The 19328-nt window shown below is 45.5% G+C and carries 14 protein-coding genes; 11 read left to right on the top strand and 3 right to left on the bottom strand.

The features are described from left to right. The first annotated feature begins 18 nt into the window (after window positions 1-18). From CXF82_RS15855 to purF, 6 genes are all read left to right on the top strand, one after another. Window positions 19-2856 carry a FimV/HubP family polar landmark protein gene (locus CXF82_RS15855; RefSeq protein ID WP_102044533.1) on the top strand — a complete coding sequence of 946 codons (2838 nt, stop codon included), beginning with the start codon at window positions 19-21 and terminating at the stop codon, window positions 2854-2856. Between the two features lie 165 nt (window positions 2857-3021). Beyond that, window positions 3022-3807 carry a tRNA pseudouridine(38-40) synthase TruA gene (gene truA, locus CXF82_RS15850; protein ID WP_101091499.1) on the top strand — a complete coding sequence of 262 codons (786 nt, stop codon included), beginning with the start codon at window positions 3022-3024 and terminating at the stop codon, window positions 3805-3807. A gap of 16 nt (window positions 3808-3823) precedes the next feature. Continuing rightward, on the top strand, window positions 3824-5092 hold the full coding sequence (folC, locus tag CXF82_RS15845; protein ID WP_101091500.1) for a bifunctional tetrahydrofolate synthase/dihydrofolate synthase: 1269 nt from the start codon (window positions 3824-3826) through the stop codon (window positions 5090-5092). After that, window positions 5085-5690 (top strand): SPOR domain-containing protein, encoded by a 606-nt coding sequence (locus CXF82_RS15840; RefSeq protein ID WP_102044532.1) that lies wholly within the window; start codon window positions 5085-5087, stop codon window positions 5688-5690. Before folC ends, CXF82_RS15840 begins: the two co-directional genes overlap by 8 nt. 115 nt (window positions 5691-5805) lie before the next feature. After that, window positions 5806-6294, top strand: coding sequence for a CvpA family protein (locus CXF82_RS15835; protein ID WP_101091502.1), 489 nt, complete (start codon window positions 5806-5808; stop codon window positions 6292-6294). A 98-nt stretch (window positions 6295-6392) separates the two neighbouring features. Then, window positions 6393-7907: an amidophosphoribosyltransferase gene (gene purF / locus CXF82_RS15830; RefSeq protein ID WP_101091503.1), complete on the top strand. Its 1515-nt coding sequence runs from the start codon at window positions 6393-6395 to the stop codon at window positions 7905-7907. A gap of 380 nt (window positions 7908-8287) precedes the next feature. Here purF and CXF82_RS15825 read toward each other — a convergent pair whose 3' ends face one another. Further along, on the bottom strand, window positions 8288-8560 hold the full coding sequence (locus tag CXF82_RS15825; protein WP_102038623.1) for a hypothetical protein: 273 nt from the start codon (window positions 8558-8560) through the stop codon (window positions 8288-8290). Window positions 8561-8719: 159 nt separating this feature from the next. Between CXF82_RS15825 and CXF82_RS15820 the strand changes: the two genes are divergently transcribed. The 5 genes from CXF82_RS15820 (at window position 8720) to CXF82_RS15800 (ending at window position 17340) form a co-directional block, all read left to right on the top strand. Beyond that, window positions 8720-10720 carry a DNA topoisomerase III gene (locus tag CXF82_RS15820; RefSeq protein WP_102044531.1) on the top strand — a complete coding sequence of 667 codons (2001 nt, stop codon included), beginning with the start codon at window positions 8720-8722 and terminating at the stop codon, window positions 10718-10720. A gap of 165 nt (window positions 10721-10885) precedes the next feature. Continuing rightward, window positions 10886-11290: a hypothetical protein gene (locus CXF82_RS15815; protein ID WP_102038625.1), complete on the top strand. Its 405-nt coding sequence runs from the start codon at window positions 10886-10888 to the stop codon at window positions 11288-11290. 249 nt (window positions 11291-11539) lie between these two features. Beyond that, entirely contained in the window at window positions 11540-12892 is a 1353-nt protein-coding gene (locus tag CXF82_RS15810) for a TolC family protein (RefSeq protein WP_257982802.1), read from the top strand. Further along, window positions 12892-14187 carry an efflux RND transporter periplasmic adaptor subunit gene (locus tag CXF82_RS15805; RefSeq protein WP_102044529.1) on the top strand — a complete coding sequence of 432 codons (1296 nt, stop codon included), beginning with the start codon at window positions 12892-12894 and terminating at the stop codon, window positions 14185-14187. Before CXF82_RS15810 ends, CXF82_RS15805 begins: the two co-directional genes overlap by 1 nt. 12 nt (window positions 14188-14199) lie before the next feature. Then, complete coding sequence (locus tag CXF82_RS15800; RefSeq protein WP_102044528.1) at window positions 14200-17340, top strand: efflux RND transporter permease subunit; 3141 nt, start codon at window positions 14200-14202, stop codon at window positions 17338-17340. Window positions 17341-17442: 102 nt separating this feature from the next. Here CXF82_RS15800 and CXF82_RS15795 read toward each other — a convergent pair whose 3' ends face one another. Further along, window positions 17443-17640: a DUF4250 domain-containing protein gene (locus tag CXF82_RS15795; protein ID WP_101091510.1), complete on the bottom strand. Its 198-nt coding sequence runs from the start codon at window positions 17638-17640 to the stop codon at window positions 17443-17445. Window positions 17641-17780: 140 nt separating this feature from the next. Continuing rightward, window positions 17781-19070 (bottom strand): alpha/beta fold hydrolase, encoded by a 1290-nt coding sequence (locus CXF82_RS15790; protein ID WP_102044527.1) that lies wholly within the window; start codon window positions 19068-19070, stop codon window positions 17781-17783. Window positions 19071-19328: the final 258 nt, after the last annotated feature.

The following is a 19328-nucleotide window of genomic DNA, read 5'->3' as shown; positions in this document are numbered from 1 at the left end:
CTTCAAAGGGAAGGATTGATGAATTTTCGCACTTCACATCTTGTTGTTGGCATTTTTGCCGTCGTTTTAACTGTCTTAACTGTTGGCCCTTCGATTAATTTTGCCGTCGCAGAATCATTAAAGATCACCGGCCCTGAAGGCCAAGTTCAGTCGGTCAAGCGACAATATGGTCCTACTACATCATCTGATACCTTTTGGAGTATCGCGCAGGCTGTAAAACCGGATAATAGCGTAACGGTTTATCAAGTGATGTCGGCACTATTCGATGCTAACCCTCACGCCTTTAGCGGAAAGAATTATAATAGCTTAGAACGCGGAATGATCTTACTGGTGCCGTCAAAAGACGTCATGCAGCAGGTATCAACAACAGATGCTAAAAAACGTGCTGAATATAACGATCGTGGTTGGTCGTCAACGGCGCAAACGAAAGAGAAACCCACCGAGAGCATAGTTAAGCAACGGGTTACCCCCGCCGTCAAACCCACAGCTAAACCTGTCATCAAAGCAATTAAAACACCCACTGAAATTAAATCGCTCAGTGATAAACTTGAGCAAGCAGAAGCGCTTAATTTAGCACTGACAGATGAATTGGCTCGGGCTACAGATGAAATTACCATCAGCTCAACTGATACTGAATCCTTTCAGGAAAAGATCTCAGAGTTGAAAGCAGAAAACGCACTGCTAAAGCAGGCGTTGCAAGATAAAAATTTAGAAAATGACGCGCTTAAGAGTGACGTTACTGCTAAGCAAGAAAAGATTGATTTACTGAGTCAAGAAAAAGAGCAACCAACATCAACACTTTGGCGCTCTTTGATGGATAACCCCTTGTTGCTGATCTTCGGTGCAGTGGTTCCAGCGCTTCTTATGCTCGGGATTTTCTGGATGTTTATCCGTCGCCGTAATGACAGTGACACCCCCTTGGAAGCTAATCCAGAAACCAGTGACGCTGATGTATTGACTGAGAGTGCTGCGAGCGATGAAGCGTCTGATACCGATGATAGTTTAGCAATACATTTAGATTCTGAGCAGGCTGAAAATTCAGTTGACTCAATGGATGAGATTGAACAGCCAAAGTTGAACGACTCAGCTGAATTTGTGGTTGAAGAGGCAGCAGATGAAGGGCAGTCGTTAGATGATTTGTGGGCGGAGGCGATGGGTGAGCAAGATGGCGAAGTTGAAGCCCTTGATTCACTAGAGCAACCCTCGGCAGAAAACGAAGATGACCTTGATGCCTTGTTAGCGGGTTTTGACGAAGAACCAAAAACGGTTGAAATCGCAAAAGAAGACGATCTCGATGCATTGCTAGCGGGCTTTGATGAAGACACTAAAAGTGAACCAATCGCTGATGAAGACGATCTCGACGTATTACTAGCGGGCTTTGATGAAGAGACTAAAAGTGAATCAATCGCTGATGAAGACGATCTCGATGTATTACTAGCGGGCTTTGATGAAGAGACTAAAAGTGAATCAATCGCTGATGAAGACGCTCTCGATGCACTGTTAGCGGGATTTGATGAAGATAGTACCAATGAAGCGCTTAACCGCGAGCCTGAACTTGATGAACTAGACTTGCTTCTGGCGGCCAACAGCCCAGCGATAAAGGAAGACGTTACTCCTAACGATGATTTAGACTCACTGCTTGCAGAGTTTGATATCACAGCTGATGAGCAAGATACATTGGCCAATGATAGCGATATTGATGCATTGTCTGACGAAATCGCTGCTGAGCTTGAGCTGCCTTTAGAAATTGCCGCCGAGCTTGATCTTGGTGTTGATGATATAAGCGTGAATGAAGCGGACTTAGATAATGAACTGGATGCGTTACTCGCCGATTTAGACGCTCCGGTTGATGAACATGCAATTCAACTCCCGCAAGAGTCAAAAGCATTAGTTGATGATATTGCTGCAGAGTTAGCGACAGAAGTGCCAGAGCAACCCGTTGAAGAGGGTGAACTTGATAGCTTATTGGCAGAGTTTAATTTGTCAGCAACATCTGCAGATAATGTTCTTAGTGAGTTACATAGCAGCGAAGAGACCAAGAGTGTAATGACGGAGGCTGCCGATGTTGATTTCAGCTTGGATTTTGATACCTCTGCGCTAGATGGGACTGAACTTGCTGAATTCAAAAACAATGTTGAAACTGATGTCGACTCAAGCATTGATCTCAAGATAGATGTAGATGAACAGCCAGAAGCTGCAGACAACATGCTTGAGTTTACTTCTACACCGATAGAGCCAAGCGTAAAAGTTGAAAAAGACAGTGGTTTCTTTGATGATCTTAAAGGCACTAAAAAAGCTGAACCTGCAGCACTCGATTGGGATGCAGCATCCGCTGAGTTAACCAATTCGACACTAACCGATGATGAATTACTCAGTGCACTTGCTGCAACAGGGGCATCAGCTGTCGAAGGTGAAGACGAAGAGGACATTAACTCGTTTATCATCGAAGATGATAGCAAGCTAACCGTTGATCAAGCATTGGCCGCACTTGATGCTAATGAAGGAAGTGTTTCCGCGAGTCATATTCCAGAGCATGACTTAACGTCTTTCCAAAAAGATAACGGCTTTATTGATATCGATAGATTACTCAATGAAGCAGACGAAGATAGTGTAGAAACGGATCTTTATAAAGAGTTAGACGTCGACATGGGCGAGCTTGATACGTTTATGGGCAATATCTCGATGGTTGACGTTGATGATGCGGAAAACTCAATCAATGCCAAACTCGACTTAGCGCGTGCTTATATTGAAATCGATGATAATGACAGCGCTCATGCTTTGCTTAAAGAGGTTGAACTCGATGGCAATGAAAGGCAGCAAGAAGAAGCGGCAGGATTGATAAAAGAGTTAGTGTAAAATAATCAGTTAAAAACGGCGCTTAAGGCGCCTTTTTTATGCTTATCGTTTGGCACTGTTATGCTAGAATCGCCGCCTATTAAATGATTTCGTTTAGCGATACTGTCGATTAATCTTTTTGACGTTGTCGTTCAAACATAGTTGAACCGAGTTAAGAGGTGTGTGATGCGGGTTGCGTTAGGTATAGAGTATGATGGTAGTCAGTATTTCGGGTGGCAACGCCAACTCGATGTCGACTCTGTGCAAGCCCAGTTAGAGAAAGCGCTCTCTATTGTTGCGAATGAACCTATTACGGTCCAATGTGCGGGAAGAACGGATACTGGCGTGCATGCAACTGGCCAAGTGGTGCATTTTGAAACGAATGCTATCCGCAAAGATACAGCTTGGACATTAGGGGTAAATGTTAATTTACCTGATAATGTCGCAGTGCGTTGGGTAAAAGTCGTGGATGACGAGTTTCATGCTCGTTTTTCGGCGACCGCAAGACGCTACCGCTATATGATTTATAACCACCAATTACGTCCGGGCATTTTAAGAAGTGGCGTTAGCCATTACCGTGGCGAAATTGATGAGAACAAGATGCACCAAGCGGCGCAGCTATTTGTCGGTGAACATGACTTTACCAGTTTTAGAGCACTTCAATGCCAGTCAAAAACACCATTTCGCAAAGTACATGAAGTGAATGTGACTCGCCAAGGTATGTATATCTGTGTTGATATCAAAGCCAATGCCTTCTTACATCACATGGTACGTAATATTGTTGGCACCTTACTTGAGATTGGTAAAGGTAAGCAGCAAGCTGAATGGGTTAATACCTTGCTCGCATTGAAAGACAGATCCAAAGCAGCAGCCACAGCAAAACCTAATGGTTTGTATCTGGTTGATGTGACTTATCCGGACCAATTCGAATTGCCTAAGTTGGCCCTAGGCCCGCTATTTATGTTGGACTAACGCTGTGATTGAATCCATGAAGCCTCTAGCCCCCAAAGCACAAGCCTCATTGAAATATTGGCTCGATTATCTGTTGGCGATTCATCCAACTGAAATCGATATGGGTCTTGAACGCGTATCTGAGGTCGCGACACGTCTAAGACTCACAGAACTGGGGACGACTAAGGTTGTTACCGTTGCGGGTACTAATGGCAAGGGGACGACCTGCGCCATGATAGAAGCGGCGTTGCAGCAGACGGGTAAAACGGTAGGGGTATACAGCTCACCCCATTTACTCAAATACAATGAGCGAGTTAGGATCAATGGCATTGATGCCACAGATGAAGCACTTGTTAGTGCATTTGAAGCTATCGAAGCCGCTCGTGCTGAGATTTCGTTAAGTTTCTTTGAATACGCAACACTCGCAGGACTGGTGCTGTTTAAGCGTGAACATCTCGATGTGATTTTACTCGAAGTGGGCTTAGGCGGACGACTCGATGCGACTAACATTATTGACGCCGATATTAGCGTCGTCACCTCGATAGACCTTGACCATCAAGAGTATTTAGGCGACACGCGCGCATTAGTGGCAGCCGAAAAAGCAGGTATATTTAGAGCGGGGCGACCTGCAATTGTGGGTGAGCCAGATTGCCCGTCAACCCTGATTGACTATGCACAAAGCATTTCGGCCGACCTGTACCGCGTTGGTCATGAGTTTAGTTATCAGTGTGATGAATCAGATTGGCACTATAGCGGTCAACTTTTCGAATTGAGTTCCTTGCCATTGCCAACGTTACCGCAACCCAATGCAGCAACTGCCATTGCGGTACTAGAGCATTTATGTCCTGAAATCGATAAAGCTTATATTGCTGATGCTGTCGGCAAGACTCAGCTTGCTGGGCGTTTAGAGCATGTCTGTGATAAGCCATCAGTGATGGTTGATGTGGCACACAATCCTCATGCCGCAAAGTATTTACGTTCTCGATTAAAAAAAATCAATAAGCAGCGCTTATTTGCTATTTGTGGCATGTTAAAGGATAAAGATGCTTTAGCTGTATTGGCTGAGTTGTCATTAGACATCACGCATTGGTATCTTATTGATTTAAATGTTGCACGTGGCTCAACGGCGTTGGCGTTAAAAGCGTTGTTACCCGCCGATAGCCAAGCGAGTTGCTTTGCGAATATAAGCGCGGCCTGGGATGCTGTTAAACAAGATGCTAAAGCCGACGATATGGTTATTGTGTTCGGTTCATTTTACACCGTGGCCGGTTTTAAAGAGTTACTAAAGGGAGAGAGTTTTGTCTAGTCATTTTCAAAATCGTCTAGTAGGTGTGATTGTCATTGTCGCGTTAGGAGTCATTTTTTTACCCGATATTCTTGACGGTAAAAAACAGCGTCAAGAAGAACAGTTTGCCGAGATCCCGTTACGACCTAAGGTCGAAGACGCAGCGTTACCGCAGCAAACCATTGGAACGTTAGAGCTCAATAATGAAGTGTCAGCGACTTCAAATGGTGATGACAGCTGGCAAATTGAGCCAGCACAAAAACAAGATCAAATAGCGGTTGCCGTTGAGCCTAAAACGGAGACAAAAAAAGCCGTTGTCAAAGCGGAAAGCTCCGTTGCCACAGCGAGTAAAAAAGTGGCGGCGTCTAACGCCAGTGCGTGGACAATTCAGCTGGGTAGTTTTAACAATGCCGCTAATGTACAGGCTTTAGTTAAACGCTTACGTAGCAATGGCTTGACCGCTTATACCTTGCCGACGAAACCCATTGATGGCCAGCTAACCAAAGTGTTTGTTGGACCGAATATTTCAAAAGAAAAATTAGTCGTAATGCAGGCTGATATTGAAAAGCTGACGAAGTTGAAAGGCCGCATCGTGGCGTACAACCCCGTCGAAAAATAACAAGGTGTGATTGTCCTTATCCGAGAAATAGTTATTTCGTGCCTAAAGCGTGTGAAATAACTCTGTCTCTGTTAGAATCGCGCCGTCTTAACCCCTATGCCGGATATACTCTTCAATGGTTTGGATTGATTACGCCATAATAATCGTTATTGGACTGTCTACGTTGATCAGTTTAGTACGAGGCTTTGTAATAGAGGCGATGTCTCTCGTCGTGTGGTTTTCCGCATTTTTCATCGCCAGTCAGTTTTACCTCAAACTCGCCACTTATCTTACTCAGATACAAGATGAACTCGTTCGTAATGGCGTCGCAGTCGCTATTCTATTTGTCTCAACACTCATTCTGGGTGCATTAGTTAACTATTTAATTGGCCAATTGGTCTCAAAGACCGGTTTGTCTGGCACTGATAGAGTGCTTGGCTTGTGTTTTGGTGCGCTTCGAGGCGCACTCATCGTAAGCGCAATACTATTTTTCTTGGATGCTTTTACCGGAGCGCCCAATGCAGATTGGTGGCAGAGTTCAACGCTTGTGCCCGAATTTGGAGTTGTGATCCAGTGGTTCTTTGACTACCTGGAAAATACCTCAAGCTTTGTACCTAAAATATAAAATGCACTAAAGCATTATTTGGCCTTTAGCTAAGTTAAAGCTTAACTAAAGCAAAAATATTTAAATAATAGAACATCTTACAATGAGGAAGCTTACCCATGTGTGGTATTGTCGGAATAGTTGGTCAGTCATCGGTTAATCAAACCATTTATGATGCATTGACCGTGCTTCAGCATCGTGGACAGGATGCTGCTGGCATTGTGACCGTAGACGGCTACGCGTTTAGATTGCGTAAAGCCAATGGTTTGGTCAAAGACGTATTTGAGCCAAAGCATATGCAACGCTTGCAGGGAAATGCAGGTATCGGTCATGTGCGTTACCCTACGGCAGGGAGCTCTAGTGCATCTGAAGCTCAGCCATTTTATGTTAACTCACCTTTTGGTATTTCATTAGCGCATAACGGTAACTTAACCAATACGGTTGAGCTGCATGAGCGTCTTCTCAAGCAACGTCGCCATGTTAATACGACTTCTGATTCAGAAGTGTTATTAAACTTGATTGCCGATGAGTTGCAACATACTACAACGCAACATCTCACTTCTGATGAAGTGTTCAATGCGATCACTAAAGTACATGAGCTTACACGTGGTGCTTATGCTGTCGTCGCTATGGTCATCGGCCAAGGTTTAATGGCATTTAGAGACCCATTTGGCATTCGACCATTAGTGATTGGTAAGCATGAAACTGAAACCGGTACTGAGTACATGGTTGCTTCTGAAAGCGTTGCGCTGGATGCGGTTGGTTTCGAGTTTATGCGCGATGTAGCACCTGGTGAAGCGGTTTACATTACCCTAGAAGGTGAGTTGTTTACCCGTCAATGTGCGCATACTCCAAGCTATGCACCGTGTATTTTCGAATTTGTCTATTTCGCGCGTCCTGACTCCACTATTGATAATGTTTCTGTGTATAGCAGCCGTGTTAACATGGGGACTATGCTGGGCGAGAAGATCAAGAAAGAGTGGGAAGATCATGATATTGATGTGGTTATACCCATCCCGGAAACATCTTGTGATATTGCACTAGAAATCGCACGTAATATGGACCTTCCATATCGTCAAGGCTTCGTAAAGAACCGTTATATCGGTCGTACCTTTATTATGCCAGGGCAACAAGAGCGTAAGAAGTCGGTTCGTCGTAAATTAAATGCGATTAAAGCCGAATTCAAAGATAAGAACGTATTGCTGGTTGATGACTCTATTGTTCGTGGTACAACCTCTGAGCAGATCATTCAGATGGCACGCGATGCTGGCGCTAAGAAAGTATACTTTGCTTCTGCGGCACCAGAAATTCGTTTCCCTAACGTTTACGGAATCGATATGCCGACCACTAACGAGCTTATTGCTCACGGTCGTGATGTTGAAGAGATCACTAAGCTAATTGGCGCAGACGGCATGATTTTCCAGTCGTTGCCTGATCTGATCGCAGCGGTGCGCCAAGAAAACCCCGCCATTAAGCGTTTTGAAACATCGGTATTCGACGGCAAATATGTCACCAATGACGTTAACCAAGAATACTTAGATTATATTACCCAGCTTCGTAACGATGATGCCAAAGCTAATCGCAGCAAAGATGTTGGTACTAACTTAGAGATGCATAACGTTTGCCATCCATAAGTTAATCTAGATCTTTGACAAAAAAGCCGAGCAATAGCTCGGCTTTTTTATGCCGTAAATAGAACTTATACCAATTGCATTAAAAGTTTGACCATTCGCGGGAATTCAAAGCCCTGTAGGCAAGATGGGGGATTGAAGCTAATCGTAATTCTCGGCTCTAGCATCCTCGGTAATTGCTCCATGCATGACTCTCGATAATTGCAGCTGCATTATTCTACCTCCGTCCATCCGTGGACTCGTACCTCCTGCGCTTGACCGCCATATAGGATGGGAATGTCTTATTTTGTATGGAACAAAATAGACCATTTAGTCGTAAAGGGCTTCGCCATTTGCTTTAAACGTCGGCGCTCTGAATGGGTCAAATACTTAGTGCATTGGTATTAAAAGCTAAACAGCTGAGTTACCCAAACAGCCATCCAGCTGATAAACAACAAAGAATAGGTATTTCTGCTGAACCCATGTGCCATTTTCAAGCCAATCAGGGTGCTGATGCTGGTAAGAAAAATGACCAAACTACTCAACACTAATGGTTCGACACTCGGGCTTTGCGCTAATAGCGGGGCGCATAAGATGACCCAAGCAGTCACGAGTAGAAAGTGATAGAGCAGTAACCTGTCGAGTCTTGTTGCTGGGTTGCTTAGCGTCGTCAACATTATCGTTCCTCCGAAGTAGAGTAAAGATTAAAGCTCAAATGAGAATCGTTCGCAATAAACTTTACAATCTTTGAGCAGTTAGCTGGCTTTTTATTGCACCTATGCTCCCCTCAGGTTACAGTTACTGTTAATTTATACAGTGATAGTAAATGTACACCGATGATCTTATATATTGCAGAAAAACCCAGTCTTGGTAGAGCCATCGCCGACGTGTTACCTAAACCGTTAAAAAAAGGCGAGGGCTTTATACGTGCTGCGAATGGTGACTGTGTTTCCTGGTGCGTTGGACATTTATTAGAGCAAGCAGAGCCAGATGCGTATTCGCCAGAATATAAGTCTTGGAAGTTTGAACATCTTCCGATAGTGCCAGATGTGTGGAAGATGAAGCCAAAATATAAGATGCGTGGTCAAATAGCCGTGCTGAGAGGGCTGGTTAAAGAGGCGACTCAACTGGTGAATGCCGGCGATCCTGATAGAGAAGGCCAGCTGTTGGTCGACGAGATCATTGCTCACTTAGGTGTTAAAGGCGCTAAGTTACAGCAAGCCAAACGGCTGCTCATCAGCGACTTAAATCCCCAAGCCGTGACTCGTGCCTTAGGGCAATTACGCTCAAATCGTGAGTTTATCCCATTGTCGACTTCAGCCTTAGCGCGCTCTCGCGCTGACTGGCTTTATGGGATGAACATGACTCGGGCTTACACCATCCAAGGTCGTAAAGTCGGTTATCAAGGCGTGCTCTCCGTTGGACGAGTACAAACCCCGTTATTGGGGTTAGTGGTCAGGCGTGATGAAGAGATTAACGATTTTGTATCAAAACCATTCTATGAGGTTGTGGCGCATCTAACCACAGACGCTCAACAAGCATTTACCGCCAAATGGCAACCCAGTGAGGCGTGTGAGCCTTATATGGACGAAGATGGGCGAGTGCTATCCAAAGGCCTCGCGCAGAACGTGGTCGGGCGTATAACCGGCAAAAATGGCACGGTTGAAAAAGTCACGGCGCAAGATAAAAAATTAAATGCACCGTTGCCTTACAATCTATCTTCATTACAAATTGATGCCGCTAAACGCTTCGGCATGAGCGCTAAAACGGTACTAGATACCTGTCAGTCGTTATATGAACGTCATAAACTGATCACCTATCCTCGTTCAGACAGCCGTTATTTGCCTGCAGAGCAACACGCGATGGCGCCTAGCGTCATCGCGACGGTTAATAAAGGTGCAGCAGAGCTGACGCAAGGCATTGATGCACCCAATGCTAAACTTAAGTCAAAAGCGTGGAATGATAAAAAGGTCGATGCCCACCATGCGATAATTCCCACAGAGAAAGTCGCCAACTTAGCTAGCCTCAGTCCAGCTGAAAAGCAGATTTATTTGCAAGTTGCGCGGCAATATTTAATGCAGTTTTATCCTGCGTATCTCTATAAAGAAACAGTGGTAGAGATTGTCATCGCCGGTGGATTATTTAAGACCAAAGCCAAACAAGAAAATGCGATAGGTTGGAAGCAGTTGCTGAAACAAGCTCAGTCTAATGCTAACAATGGCGCTAACTCTGTTGAGAAAGGTGATGACGAGGAGTTAGCCACCATACCGCCATTAACCCAGGGGCAATCGTTACTGTGCCAACGTGGAGAGTTATTGGAAAAGCAAACTCAACCCCCAAAGCACTTTACTGATGCGACGTTACTTGGTGCGATGACGGGGATAAACCGCTATGTTACCGACCCTGAAATTCGTAAGATCCTTAAAGACACCGATGGCCTGGGTACTGAAGCGACCCGTGCTGGCATAATTGAACTTCTATTTAAGCGCAGTTTTTTAGTGAGACAAGGTAAAACCATTATTGCGACGGATGTGGGCAAAGGTCTGATCAATAGTTTGCCGCTCAGTGCAACGACGCCAGATATGACGGCATTGTGGGAAAATACCTTAGATTCTATGAGCCGTAAGGAAACCCAGTATCAAGCCTTTATGCAGCCGCTTATCAGCAAATTAGATGAATTAATTACCCAAGCGGGCTCAGTGTTACCCACCGCCTTGCAAGGGGTTAAAAGCCCGACGCCGTTTAAGAAGAAGTCCTACGCGCGTAAGAGCACTAAAACAGCATCAACGGCAAAAAAAGCGGTTAATAAGCCACGCACGACTAAAAGCAAAGCTTAACCCTAGGATGGGTTTGCTGATGTTGACGGCTATCAATGCTTTAGACCGCGGTCATGTTTTTTAAATGTTTTGCCTTGAGCACTATTTACCTGAGATAAAAGCGGTTATCATCTGCCGTTAATAAGTAAGTCATTAGTTAATCTGTTTTAGCTTTTAGGAATATGGTTGTTTAACTCACATTTATCAATGCAGATGTTTCAGTCTAAATTGACACTAGTTTTATTACTGGTGGTATTTGTGTCGCAATTATTTCCCACTTGTGTAGCTGCAGACCTTCACAGCACTGAGCTTCACTATGCAGAGATGAGTCTCAGTGAGCCTCATCACTTAGAAAACAGTTTGGCGCAAGAACTGCAACAAGACTGCTGTCACACAGGCGTTAACAACTGCAGCCATATGGTCGAAGTGAGTGATCAAGATGAACATGATAACGACTTCCATACTGCTTGCCATCCTCCTGCCCAGTTGAGCTTTTTCGCCCAGTCAAATGGTGTCAAAGACAAGAGTCAGTTCCTTATTAGCTATCAAGACAGAAGCTACGCGCCACCCATTCCTCCTCCGTACTGTTAATTCCTGTTCCATTTCATTAAATCAATTTTGAGTCATTAGGTCATCGAGTGTGTCGTGCGCTGTGTGCCTTTGTGTAAAACCATTTCAAGTTAACCTTTGTTTACTGATGATGGATTACCAAGGCGTTTACTAACGTACATTACCTTGCCATACCTCTGCTCAAGTCAATAAGCCAATACGCTGTTGAGCGCTGCATGTTATTGCAGTGGCAATATCTATTGACTGAATTCACAGGAGTTTAATCTCGTGATGAGATATATAAATATCTTCTTAGTGGCATGCCAACGGGCATTAGTCACTTTAGCTATCTGTTTCTTGGGCGTGTATAGCGCTCAAAGCATGGCAGCATCCAAACCACAACAACAGGATACTGATGCCACAACGGCTGACAATGGTATCCAGTTACCGTGGGCATTAGAGCAAGCCTTACTGCATAATATTTCGCTGCAAGCCTATCCATACTCGCTTCGAGCAAGTGAAGCACTCTCGCTGCAAGCAGGGATCACGCCTAACCCTGAGTTATCGGTTAATATGGAAAACATTCTCGGTACTGGTGATATGCAAGGGGTCGACAATGCGGAGATCACCTTAGCGTTGAGCCAACTTATTGAGTTAGGGGATAAGCGCCAACGTCGCATTGATTATGCTAGTGCGAATCAAAGGCAAGAATTATCCCAGTACGAAATGCTGCGGTTAGAGGTGCTGGCGCAAACGACCGAACGCTATTACCAGTTATTGCGACTACAAGCGTTACAGCAGTGGATTGAACGTCGAATCCAACTGGAGCATAAGTCACTGCAAGCGATTCAAACCCGCGCTAAAGCGGGCGCTGTTATTCAAGCCGACGTCAGTAAAATGCAGCTGCGGTTATCGCGCTCAAAGGTGATAAAGCAACGTATTGCAGGCGACTTTAATGTCGCTAAACAAAGGCTAGCGGCAATGTGGTCGAGCGATGTTCAGTTCTCAATGGCTAATGACGAGCTTAATTCGCTGCATATACTGCCGACCGCTGCGAGTGTGCTCAATGCCATCGAAACTGCGCCGCAATATTTACAGTTGCTCAGTGTTAAACGCATGCTCATCGCCAAGCGTCGTATGGAAGAATCAAAAGCGAATGCCGATATAACCGTTGGCGTAGGTCTTAAAAGCTACGACGGCTTTGATGACGGTGCGTTAATGGTTAACTTCTCAATGCCGCTGCAATTCTCAAACCCTAATGAAGGCAATATTCTGGCGGCTAAAGCTGAAGAAGACAAAGCCAACGAGCAACAACGCTTAGCCAGAGATCAGTTAAGACTGACCTTGTTAGAGCTGCATCAGTCTATGGTTAACAACGCCAAACAAGTGCAACAGCTCAAGGTGCAAGTGTTACCACTGGCCAAACAGTTACTTTCCCACACGCAAACCGCCTACCAAACAGGACAAGCCAATGTGCTGCAGCTTGCTGATGCTCAATCTGAGCTCTTTAGTATTGAACGAGAGTTGATTGAAGCTAAAACAGCCGTTTATCTGGAGCTGTTAGCGATAGAGCGGATCACAGGGCAATCAATGACGGTTGCAAACACCAATATTAAGCCTGTTGTGGCAATGGAAAATAAATAATGAATATCAATGTTAACGCATTACAAGCAAAACTCATTGCCGCCGCAATGTCTCTATCGATACTGGCTGCGGGTGCTTTTATTCCGTTCAATGCGGCTCAAGCTAGCGGTGAACACGGCCATGAAGAAGAGGAGGAGCACCATGATGATGAAGAAGGCCCACACGGTGGTCGTTTGCTCAAACATGATGACTTCGCCTTAGAAATCACCATGGCTGAATCTGGGATCCCACCAGAGATGCGGGTTTACGCTTTTTATAAAGGCAAGCCAGTGTCCCCTGAAAAGGTTGCTTTATCGGCATCGTTAACCCGTTTGGGAGGCGTTATCGACAGTGTGAGTTTTGTAGCTGAAGAGATGTACCTTGTCAGCGATAAAAGCGTCAGTGAACCACACTCTTTTGATGTTGAAATAGACGCGAGCTTCAAAGGTGAAACATATGATTTTCACTATGAGAATCATATGGGGCGAGTCACTATTAATGACCGTTTACTGGCATTGTCAGGTGTAAAAACAGGCTTCAGTGCGCCAGCAAAACTTACCTTTGTTGATAGACTTTTTGGTGTGATAGCCCCCATTTCAGATAAGCAGTTTAGTGTCTCTGCGCCCTATACCGGGGTGATTGAGCAACTCAATGTCACTATTGGCGATACCGTCGTTAAAGGCCAAGTGATTGCCACGGTTCGTAACTCAGCAACCTTACAAGGTTACGGTGTAAAAAGTCCTGCGAATGGCCAAGTGACCGCACAAATGTTAGCGGTTGGCGACAGTACTTTTAATCAAGCACTGCTGCAAATTAGCGACCTTTCGAGCGTGTGGATTGATATGTCGGCGTTTCCAAAAAACTTAAGCAGAATCGCGTTAGGGCAGGCTGTTACGATTGGTGATGACGACCATAGTAATAGTGAAGAGGCTCACAGTGAAGGCCGTGCCAGCAGCACTATTAGTTATATTGCACCAGTAATGACCGGTGGTCATATTGCCAGAGTGCGTGCCGTTATTGCTAACCCTGAGGGCCATTGGCGTCCAGGCATGCATATTCAAGCCAACATCGAGACACGTACCAAGCAAGTGCCTTTAGCGGTGCGCGCTGATGCATTGCAAACTTTCATGGACAAACCGGCAGTGTTTGTTAAATACGGTAATACCTTCGAAGTGCGTTTGCTGACATTAGGCGAGACCGATGGCGAATTTGTTGAGGTGCTCGATGGGCTTGAGGCGAATGCCGAGTACGTCACCGAGAATAGCTATTTGTTGAAAGCTGACATCATGAAAAACGCTGCAAAGCACGTACACTAAGGACGAACTGATATGGATACAATTATCTCTTTCGCCCTCAAACGGCGATTACTGGTATTAGCAATGACACTGTTCATTGCCGCGCTGGGTGTTTATAACACCTTTAAGCTGCCGATTGATGCAGTGCCTGACATTACTAACGTACAAGTACAAATTAATACGGCCATCTCTGGTTACTCACCGCTCGAATCTGAGCAGCGGCTGACCTATGTGATTGAAAATGCCATGGCTGGGATCCCAAGCCTGTCTTACACCCGTTCAATCTCTCGCTATGGGTTATCGCAAGTCACGGTGATTTTTGAAGAGGGCACTGATATCTATTGGGCTCGTCAGCAGATCACCGAGCGCCTGCAAGGCGTGCGCAGTGAATTGCCTGTTGAGGCAGAGCCTGCACTTGGACCTGTGAGCAGTGGTTTAGGAGAAGTGTTTACTTACTCTATTCGGGCACTCGACGGTGCGCTAAAAGAGGACGGCAGCGAATATAACGCAGAAGACTTACGCACCATTCAAGACTGGATCATTCGTCCACAGCTGGTCAAAGTTAAGGGCGTGACAGAGATTAACAGCCTCGGCGGTTATGAGCGTGAGTACCAAGTCGCGCCAGATCCAGCAAAGTTGCTGGCTTATAAAGTGACCATCAATGATGTCATCAAGGCATTAGAGCTTAATAATCGTAATGCTGGCGCAGGTTATATCGAGCGCAGTGGTGAGCAGTGGCTCGTTCGTTCACCAGGTCAGCTCAAAGATTTGCAATCAATTCGCCAAGTGGTAGTCACCAAACGTGATGACGCTCCAGTGCGTATTGGTGATGTGGCTGAGGTCTTTTACGGTAAGCAACTACGAACAGGCGCTGCTAGCCAAGACGGCGAAGAAACCGTGCTCGGTACCGCGTTTATGTTGCTCGGCGAGAACAGCCGCGTTGTTGCCAAAGAAGTTGGCGAAAAGCTTAAACTGGTTAATGCGAGTCTGCCACAGGGTATTGTTGCTGAAGCGGTTTACGATCGCACCACTTTAGTGGACAAAGCGATAACAACAGTACAGAAAAACCTATTTGAAGGCGCTGTGTTAGTTATTGTGGTGTTGTTTGCACTGCTAGGTAACTTCCGCGCAGCCTTGATAGCGGCATTGGTTATTCCTCTGAGTATGTTGTTTGCCATTACGGGGATGACAGCTAATCGAGTCTCAGGCAACTTGATGAGCCTTGGCGCCATTGATTTCGGCATCATTGTTGATGGTGCGGTGATTATTGTTGAAAATGCGCTGCGCCGATTAGGCATGGCACAACATCAACACGGTCGATTATTGGTACTGGAAGAGCGCATAAAAGTGGTTTTTGACGCCACTAAAGAGGTGTTTCGTCCGGCAGTATTCGGTGTATTGATCATTATGTTGGTGTACTTGCCGATTTTCGCCCTTAATGGCGTAGAAGGTAAGATGTTCCACCCAATGGCCTTTACCGTGGTTGCAGCGCTTATTGGTGCATTACTGTTTTCAGTGACTTTTGTCCCTGCAGCAATTGCCATATTCGTTAAAGGCAAAGTGAACGAGAAAGAAAACTGGTTGATGGCAAGTGCACGTAAAGCTTACGAGCCAGTGCTGTTTTTCTCGCTTAAACGTCCTTTCATCATTCTTGCTGGCGCGGTTGTCCTTATCGTTGTCACAAGCGTACAGCTCAGTCGATTAGGTTCAGAGTTCTTACCTAAACTCGATGAAGGTGATATTGCCATGCATGCCATGCGCATCACTGGCACCGGGCTTGAGCAATCAATTGAGATGCAGAAAAAGCTCGAAATTATCATCGGCGAGTTAGATGAAGTGCAGCGAGTGTTCTCTAAAGTCGGTACTCCCGAGGTGGCGACCGATCCTATGCCACCAAGTGTTGCTGATACTATTTTGATCATCAAACCGCGTTCGGAGTGGGCAGATCCAAGTAAAACCAAGGCGCAGTTCATTGACGAGCTGCGCGAGCATGTTGAGCAGGTACCGGGTAATAACTATGAGTTTACCCAGCCGATTGAGATGCGCTTTAATGAGCTCATTGCTGGTGTGCGCGCGGATGTGGCATTAAGGATCTATGGAGATGATCTGGATACCTTAAAAGATGCCGGTGATCGCGCTGTGGGATTATTCCAAGGTATTGATGGTGCAACAGATGTCCGCGTTGAGCAGATGTCCGGTCTGCCAACATTATCTGTCGAGCCCAACCGCGACCATTTAGCGCTGCTAGGTTTGACCATTGTTGATGTACAGCAAGCGTTGCAAACAGCTGTCTCTGGTGTGCCCGTTGGTCTTATCTATGAAGGTGACAGGCGTTTTAAATTAGTCGTCAGAATGGCGGATAGCATCAGCCAAGATCTCGACAAGCTCGCCAATATCCCGATAGCGCTGCCAACGGAGTTAAATCCTGATTTAAGTTATGTTCCACTTGGAGAGGTTGCTGAACTTAAATTCAAAATTGGCCCCAACCAGATCAATCGTCAAAGTGGCAAGCGCCACGTGGTGGTGACCGCTAACGTTGATGGCCGCGACTTAGGTTCGTTTATTGAAGATACTAAGCAAGTGATGTCCGAGCAACTCGCACTCCCTAGTGGTTATTGGAGTGAATATGGTGGCACCTTTGAGCAGTTAGAATCGGCTTCAAACCGTTTAATGATCTTGGTACCGTTGACGTTACTGTTAATTTTCGGCTTATTATACAGTGCCTTTGGCTCTGTTCGTGATTCGCTGATCATCTTCAGTGGTGTGCCCTTAGCACTCACTGGCGGCGTGCTGGCATTGGTTCTGCGTGATATGCCATTATCAATATCGGCAGCGGTTGGCTTTATTGCGCTATCGGGGATTGCAGTTCTCAATGGTGTGGTGATGTTGAGCTTTATTAAGGAGCTTAAACAGCAAGGTCTAGAGCTCATTGAGGCGATTAAGCAAGGGGCGAGTCAACGCCTTAGACCGGTGATGATGACGGCGCTGGTGGCAAGTCTTGGTTTTGTGCCGATGGCGCTTAATGTTGGTACTGGCGCTGAGGTGCAACGACCTTTAGCTACCGTCGTGATTGGCGGTATTATCTCATCGACGTTATTGACCTTAGTGATTTTGCCTGTGCTTTACGCATTGGTGTATCGTTATAGCCGTAAGGACAGACCCGACTTGGCATAAATAGTCCGCTTAAATAGCTGCTTATAAAATATAGAGTCGCACTGGTAGCACAGTGATATTCAATTCCATATCAATAGACGATAGGGCCTTGCGCTTTATCGTCTATTTTAGGTTTCGATATTGATTGCTTAGCGCACTATAGTGAAAGCCTATGTCGGCAAGTTTAGACTCTAATAACCGTTTATCGATATCGAGTTCATAAAAGAGTGCGGCTTGATCTGCACAGGTTAAGCGCAACTTTTCGTTGACGATCCCTAGCAGTGTTTCAGCACTAAGCTGTTCAAGATGAGTAATGTCCATCAGCGATGACCGAGTAGAGGAAGGTCTGTTAAATATGGATTTCGAGGCAAAAAAAAGCAAGCCTTAAAAAGGCTTGCAAAAGGTGATACTGGGTGAGGAACAGATTACATTATGTCGTGGTAATCTTAAGTGTTTCTTAATTAACGCAAGTTTTCCCCACGATTAATTGTAATTAATCTATCTAAAATGTGCTCTCCATCCATCCGAATACCATTGTGTTCATATTCCGATGTTAACCAGTACTTTAAGTTACCCACTTTGGCGGCAGTTTCTAGGCTGTAACGCATCTCAACAAACATATCTTCACTATAGATCGCCGCTGCTACAGGCACGGTATTTTCTGCTAATACCGTCTGTTGATATAGTGCAGGCCAATCGTCCTTCATTGCGAGCGTTGTCGCGGCTTCTTTTAATGGTCTTAGATTGCTGAACTGATCAAACATCCACGGGTAGATCATCTCTCCAGTAAAGAGGAAAGGCTTATCAGACGTGTAGTTGAACTGTGGATATTGCGCTCTAACGCGATGAGCTGACCAGTTTGAGGCGTTGTTTTGACAATAAATGGACTCATGTAGCAGCGCAAAAATGGGGTTGCTATTGTAGTCTAACATTTGGCAGAAATGGGCTAGAAATAGCGGGTTAACTATAGTGCCGCTAGCCGTGGTAATGAGTGCTTGTTCTAATAAGTAGTAGACGCTCTCAGGGCCTTGCTCCATGCCGATGTTGATCCCCAGCAACTGTAACATCTCAACAGTGAGTTTCTCGCCTGTCGCCAGCTTTACATCATGTTCGCTGATATGTTGCGCTAAGGCTTTAATCAAACCTTGTGCGTCACTAAAACGGCTGAAAAAGTCATTATTCTTGGCGATAACACGTTGATAAGTGGCTTGGTAGACCTCATCAGCGCTACGAGTAAGAGACGGTATGCCACCAGTGATATAGGCCTCTTTAAGGCCTTGTGGTGCATCATTGAGGTACTTTAATACACAAAAACCACCAAAGCTCTGCCCGAGAATAGACCATTTCTCATCGCCAACAAGCTGTTGACGAATAGCTTCGGCGTCGCGAATGATGTTGTCTGCACGAAAATGGCTTAGGTACTGGCTTTGCTGCGTTGTGGATAAATGTATAAGGCTAGCTGAGCTCACAGGGCTCGACAGTCCGGTGCCGCGTTGGTCGAGCAAAAGCACACGAAACTCTTGCAGAGCTCGCTTTATCCAGCCGCCATTAGCAGCAGGTCTTACCGCGCCAAATCCGGGGCCACCTTGAAAAAAGACGATGAAGGGCAGCGCTTTATGTTGATTTTCAGGGCTGACAAGCTCGCGCGCAAAAACGTTTATTGTCTCACCGTTAGGTTGCTGGTAATCAAGAGGGAGTGTGAAGGTGTGTTTACGAGCAACCATGCCTGCAAAGGTGAGATGTGTTGTCATTGAATAAGCCTTAGTTTTTTGAGTATTTTTAGGGGCAACAGAGCTGAAGATTATATACCCATCTAACCTGAGGTGCAGGACTCAGTGGAAACCTTGGTAAAAGCAGTAACACAGACTAATGCGCCTAGAATTGAACGAGCACAAGGCCTCTGAAACGAACATCTTCTAGTCGGATGGGTATAGACCGAAATAGTCACTAGGTGAATGGTTTCAACTTATGGCTAATCAGCTTCGATCTTGTAAACGATAAATATGACA

Source organism: Shewanella sp. GutDb-MelDb, from assembly GCF_002836075.1.
Taxonomy (GTDB): domain Bacteria; phylum Pseudomonadota; class Gammaproteobacteria; order Enterobacterales; family Shewanellaceae; genus Shewanella.
This window is presented reverse-complemented; position numbering and strand designations above follow the sequence as displayed.

Bases quoted from the DNA above. Each gene is read 5' to 3' on its own strand.
- CXF82_RS15825 (WP_102038623.1), bottom strand. From the start codon at position 8,560: ATGTTGACGACGCTAAGCAACCCAGCAACAAGACTCGACAGGTTACTG.
- CXF82_RS15820 (WP_102044531.1), top strand. From the start codon at position 8,720: ATGATCTTATATATTGCAGAAAAACCCAGTCTTGGTAGAGCCATCGCC.
- truA (WP_101091499.1), top strand. From the start codon at position 3,022: ATGCGGGTTGCGTTAGGTATAGAGTATGATGGTAGTCAGTATTTCGGG.
- purF (WP_101091503.1), top strand. From the start codon at position 6,393: ATGTGTGGTATTGTCGGAATAGTTGGTCAGTCATCGGTTAATCAAACC.
- folC (WP_101091500.1), top strand. From the start codon at position 3,824: ATGAAGCCTCTAGCCCCCAAAGCACAAGCCTCATTGAAATATTGGCTC.
- CXF82_RS15835 (WP_101091502.1), top strand. From the start codon at position 5,806: ATGGTTTGGATTGATTACGCCATAATAATCGTTATTGGACTGTCTACG.
- CXF82_RS15810 (WP_257982802.1), top strand. From the start codon at position 11,540: ATGAGATATATAAATATCTTCTTAGTGGCATGCCAACGGGCATTAGTC.
- CXF82_RS15795 (WP_101091510.1), bottom strand. From the start codon at position 17,640: ATGGACATTACTCATCTTGAACAGCTTAGTGCTGAAACACTGCTAGGG.
- CXF82_RS15805 (WP_102044529.1), top strand. From the start codon at position 12,892: ATGAATATCAATGTTAACGCATTACAAGCAAAACTCATTGCCGCCGCA.
- CXF82_RS15790 (WP_102044527.1), bottom strand. From the start codon at position 19,070: ATGACAACACATCTCACCTTTGCAGGCATGGTTGCTCGTAAACACACC.
- CXF82_RS15800 (WP_102044528.1), top strand. From the start codon at position 14,200: ATGGATACAATTATCTCTTTCGCCCTCAAACGGCGATTACTGGTATTA.
- CXF82_RS15855 (WP_102044533.1), top strand. From the start codon at position 19: ATGAATTTTCGCACTTCACATCTTGTTGTTGGCATTTTTGCCGTCGTT.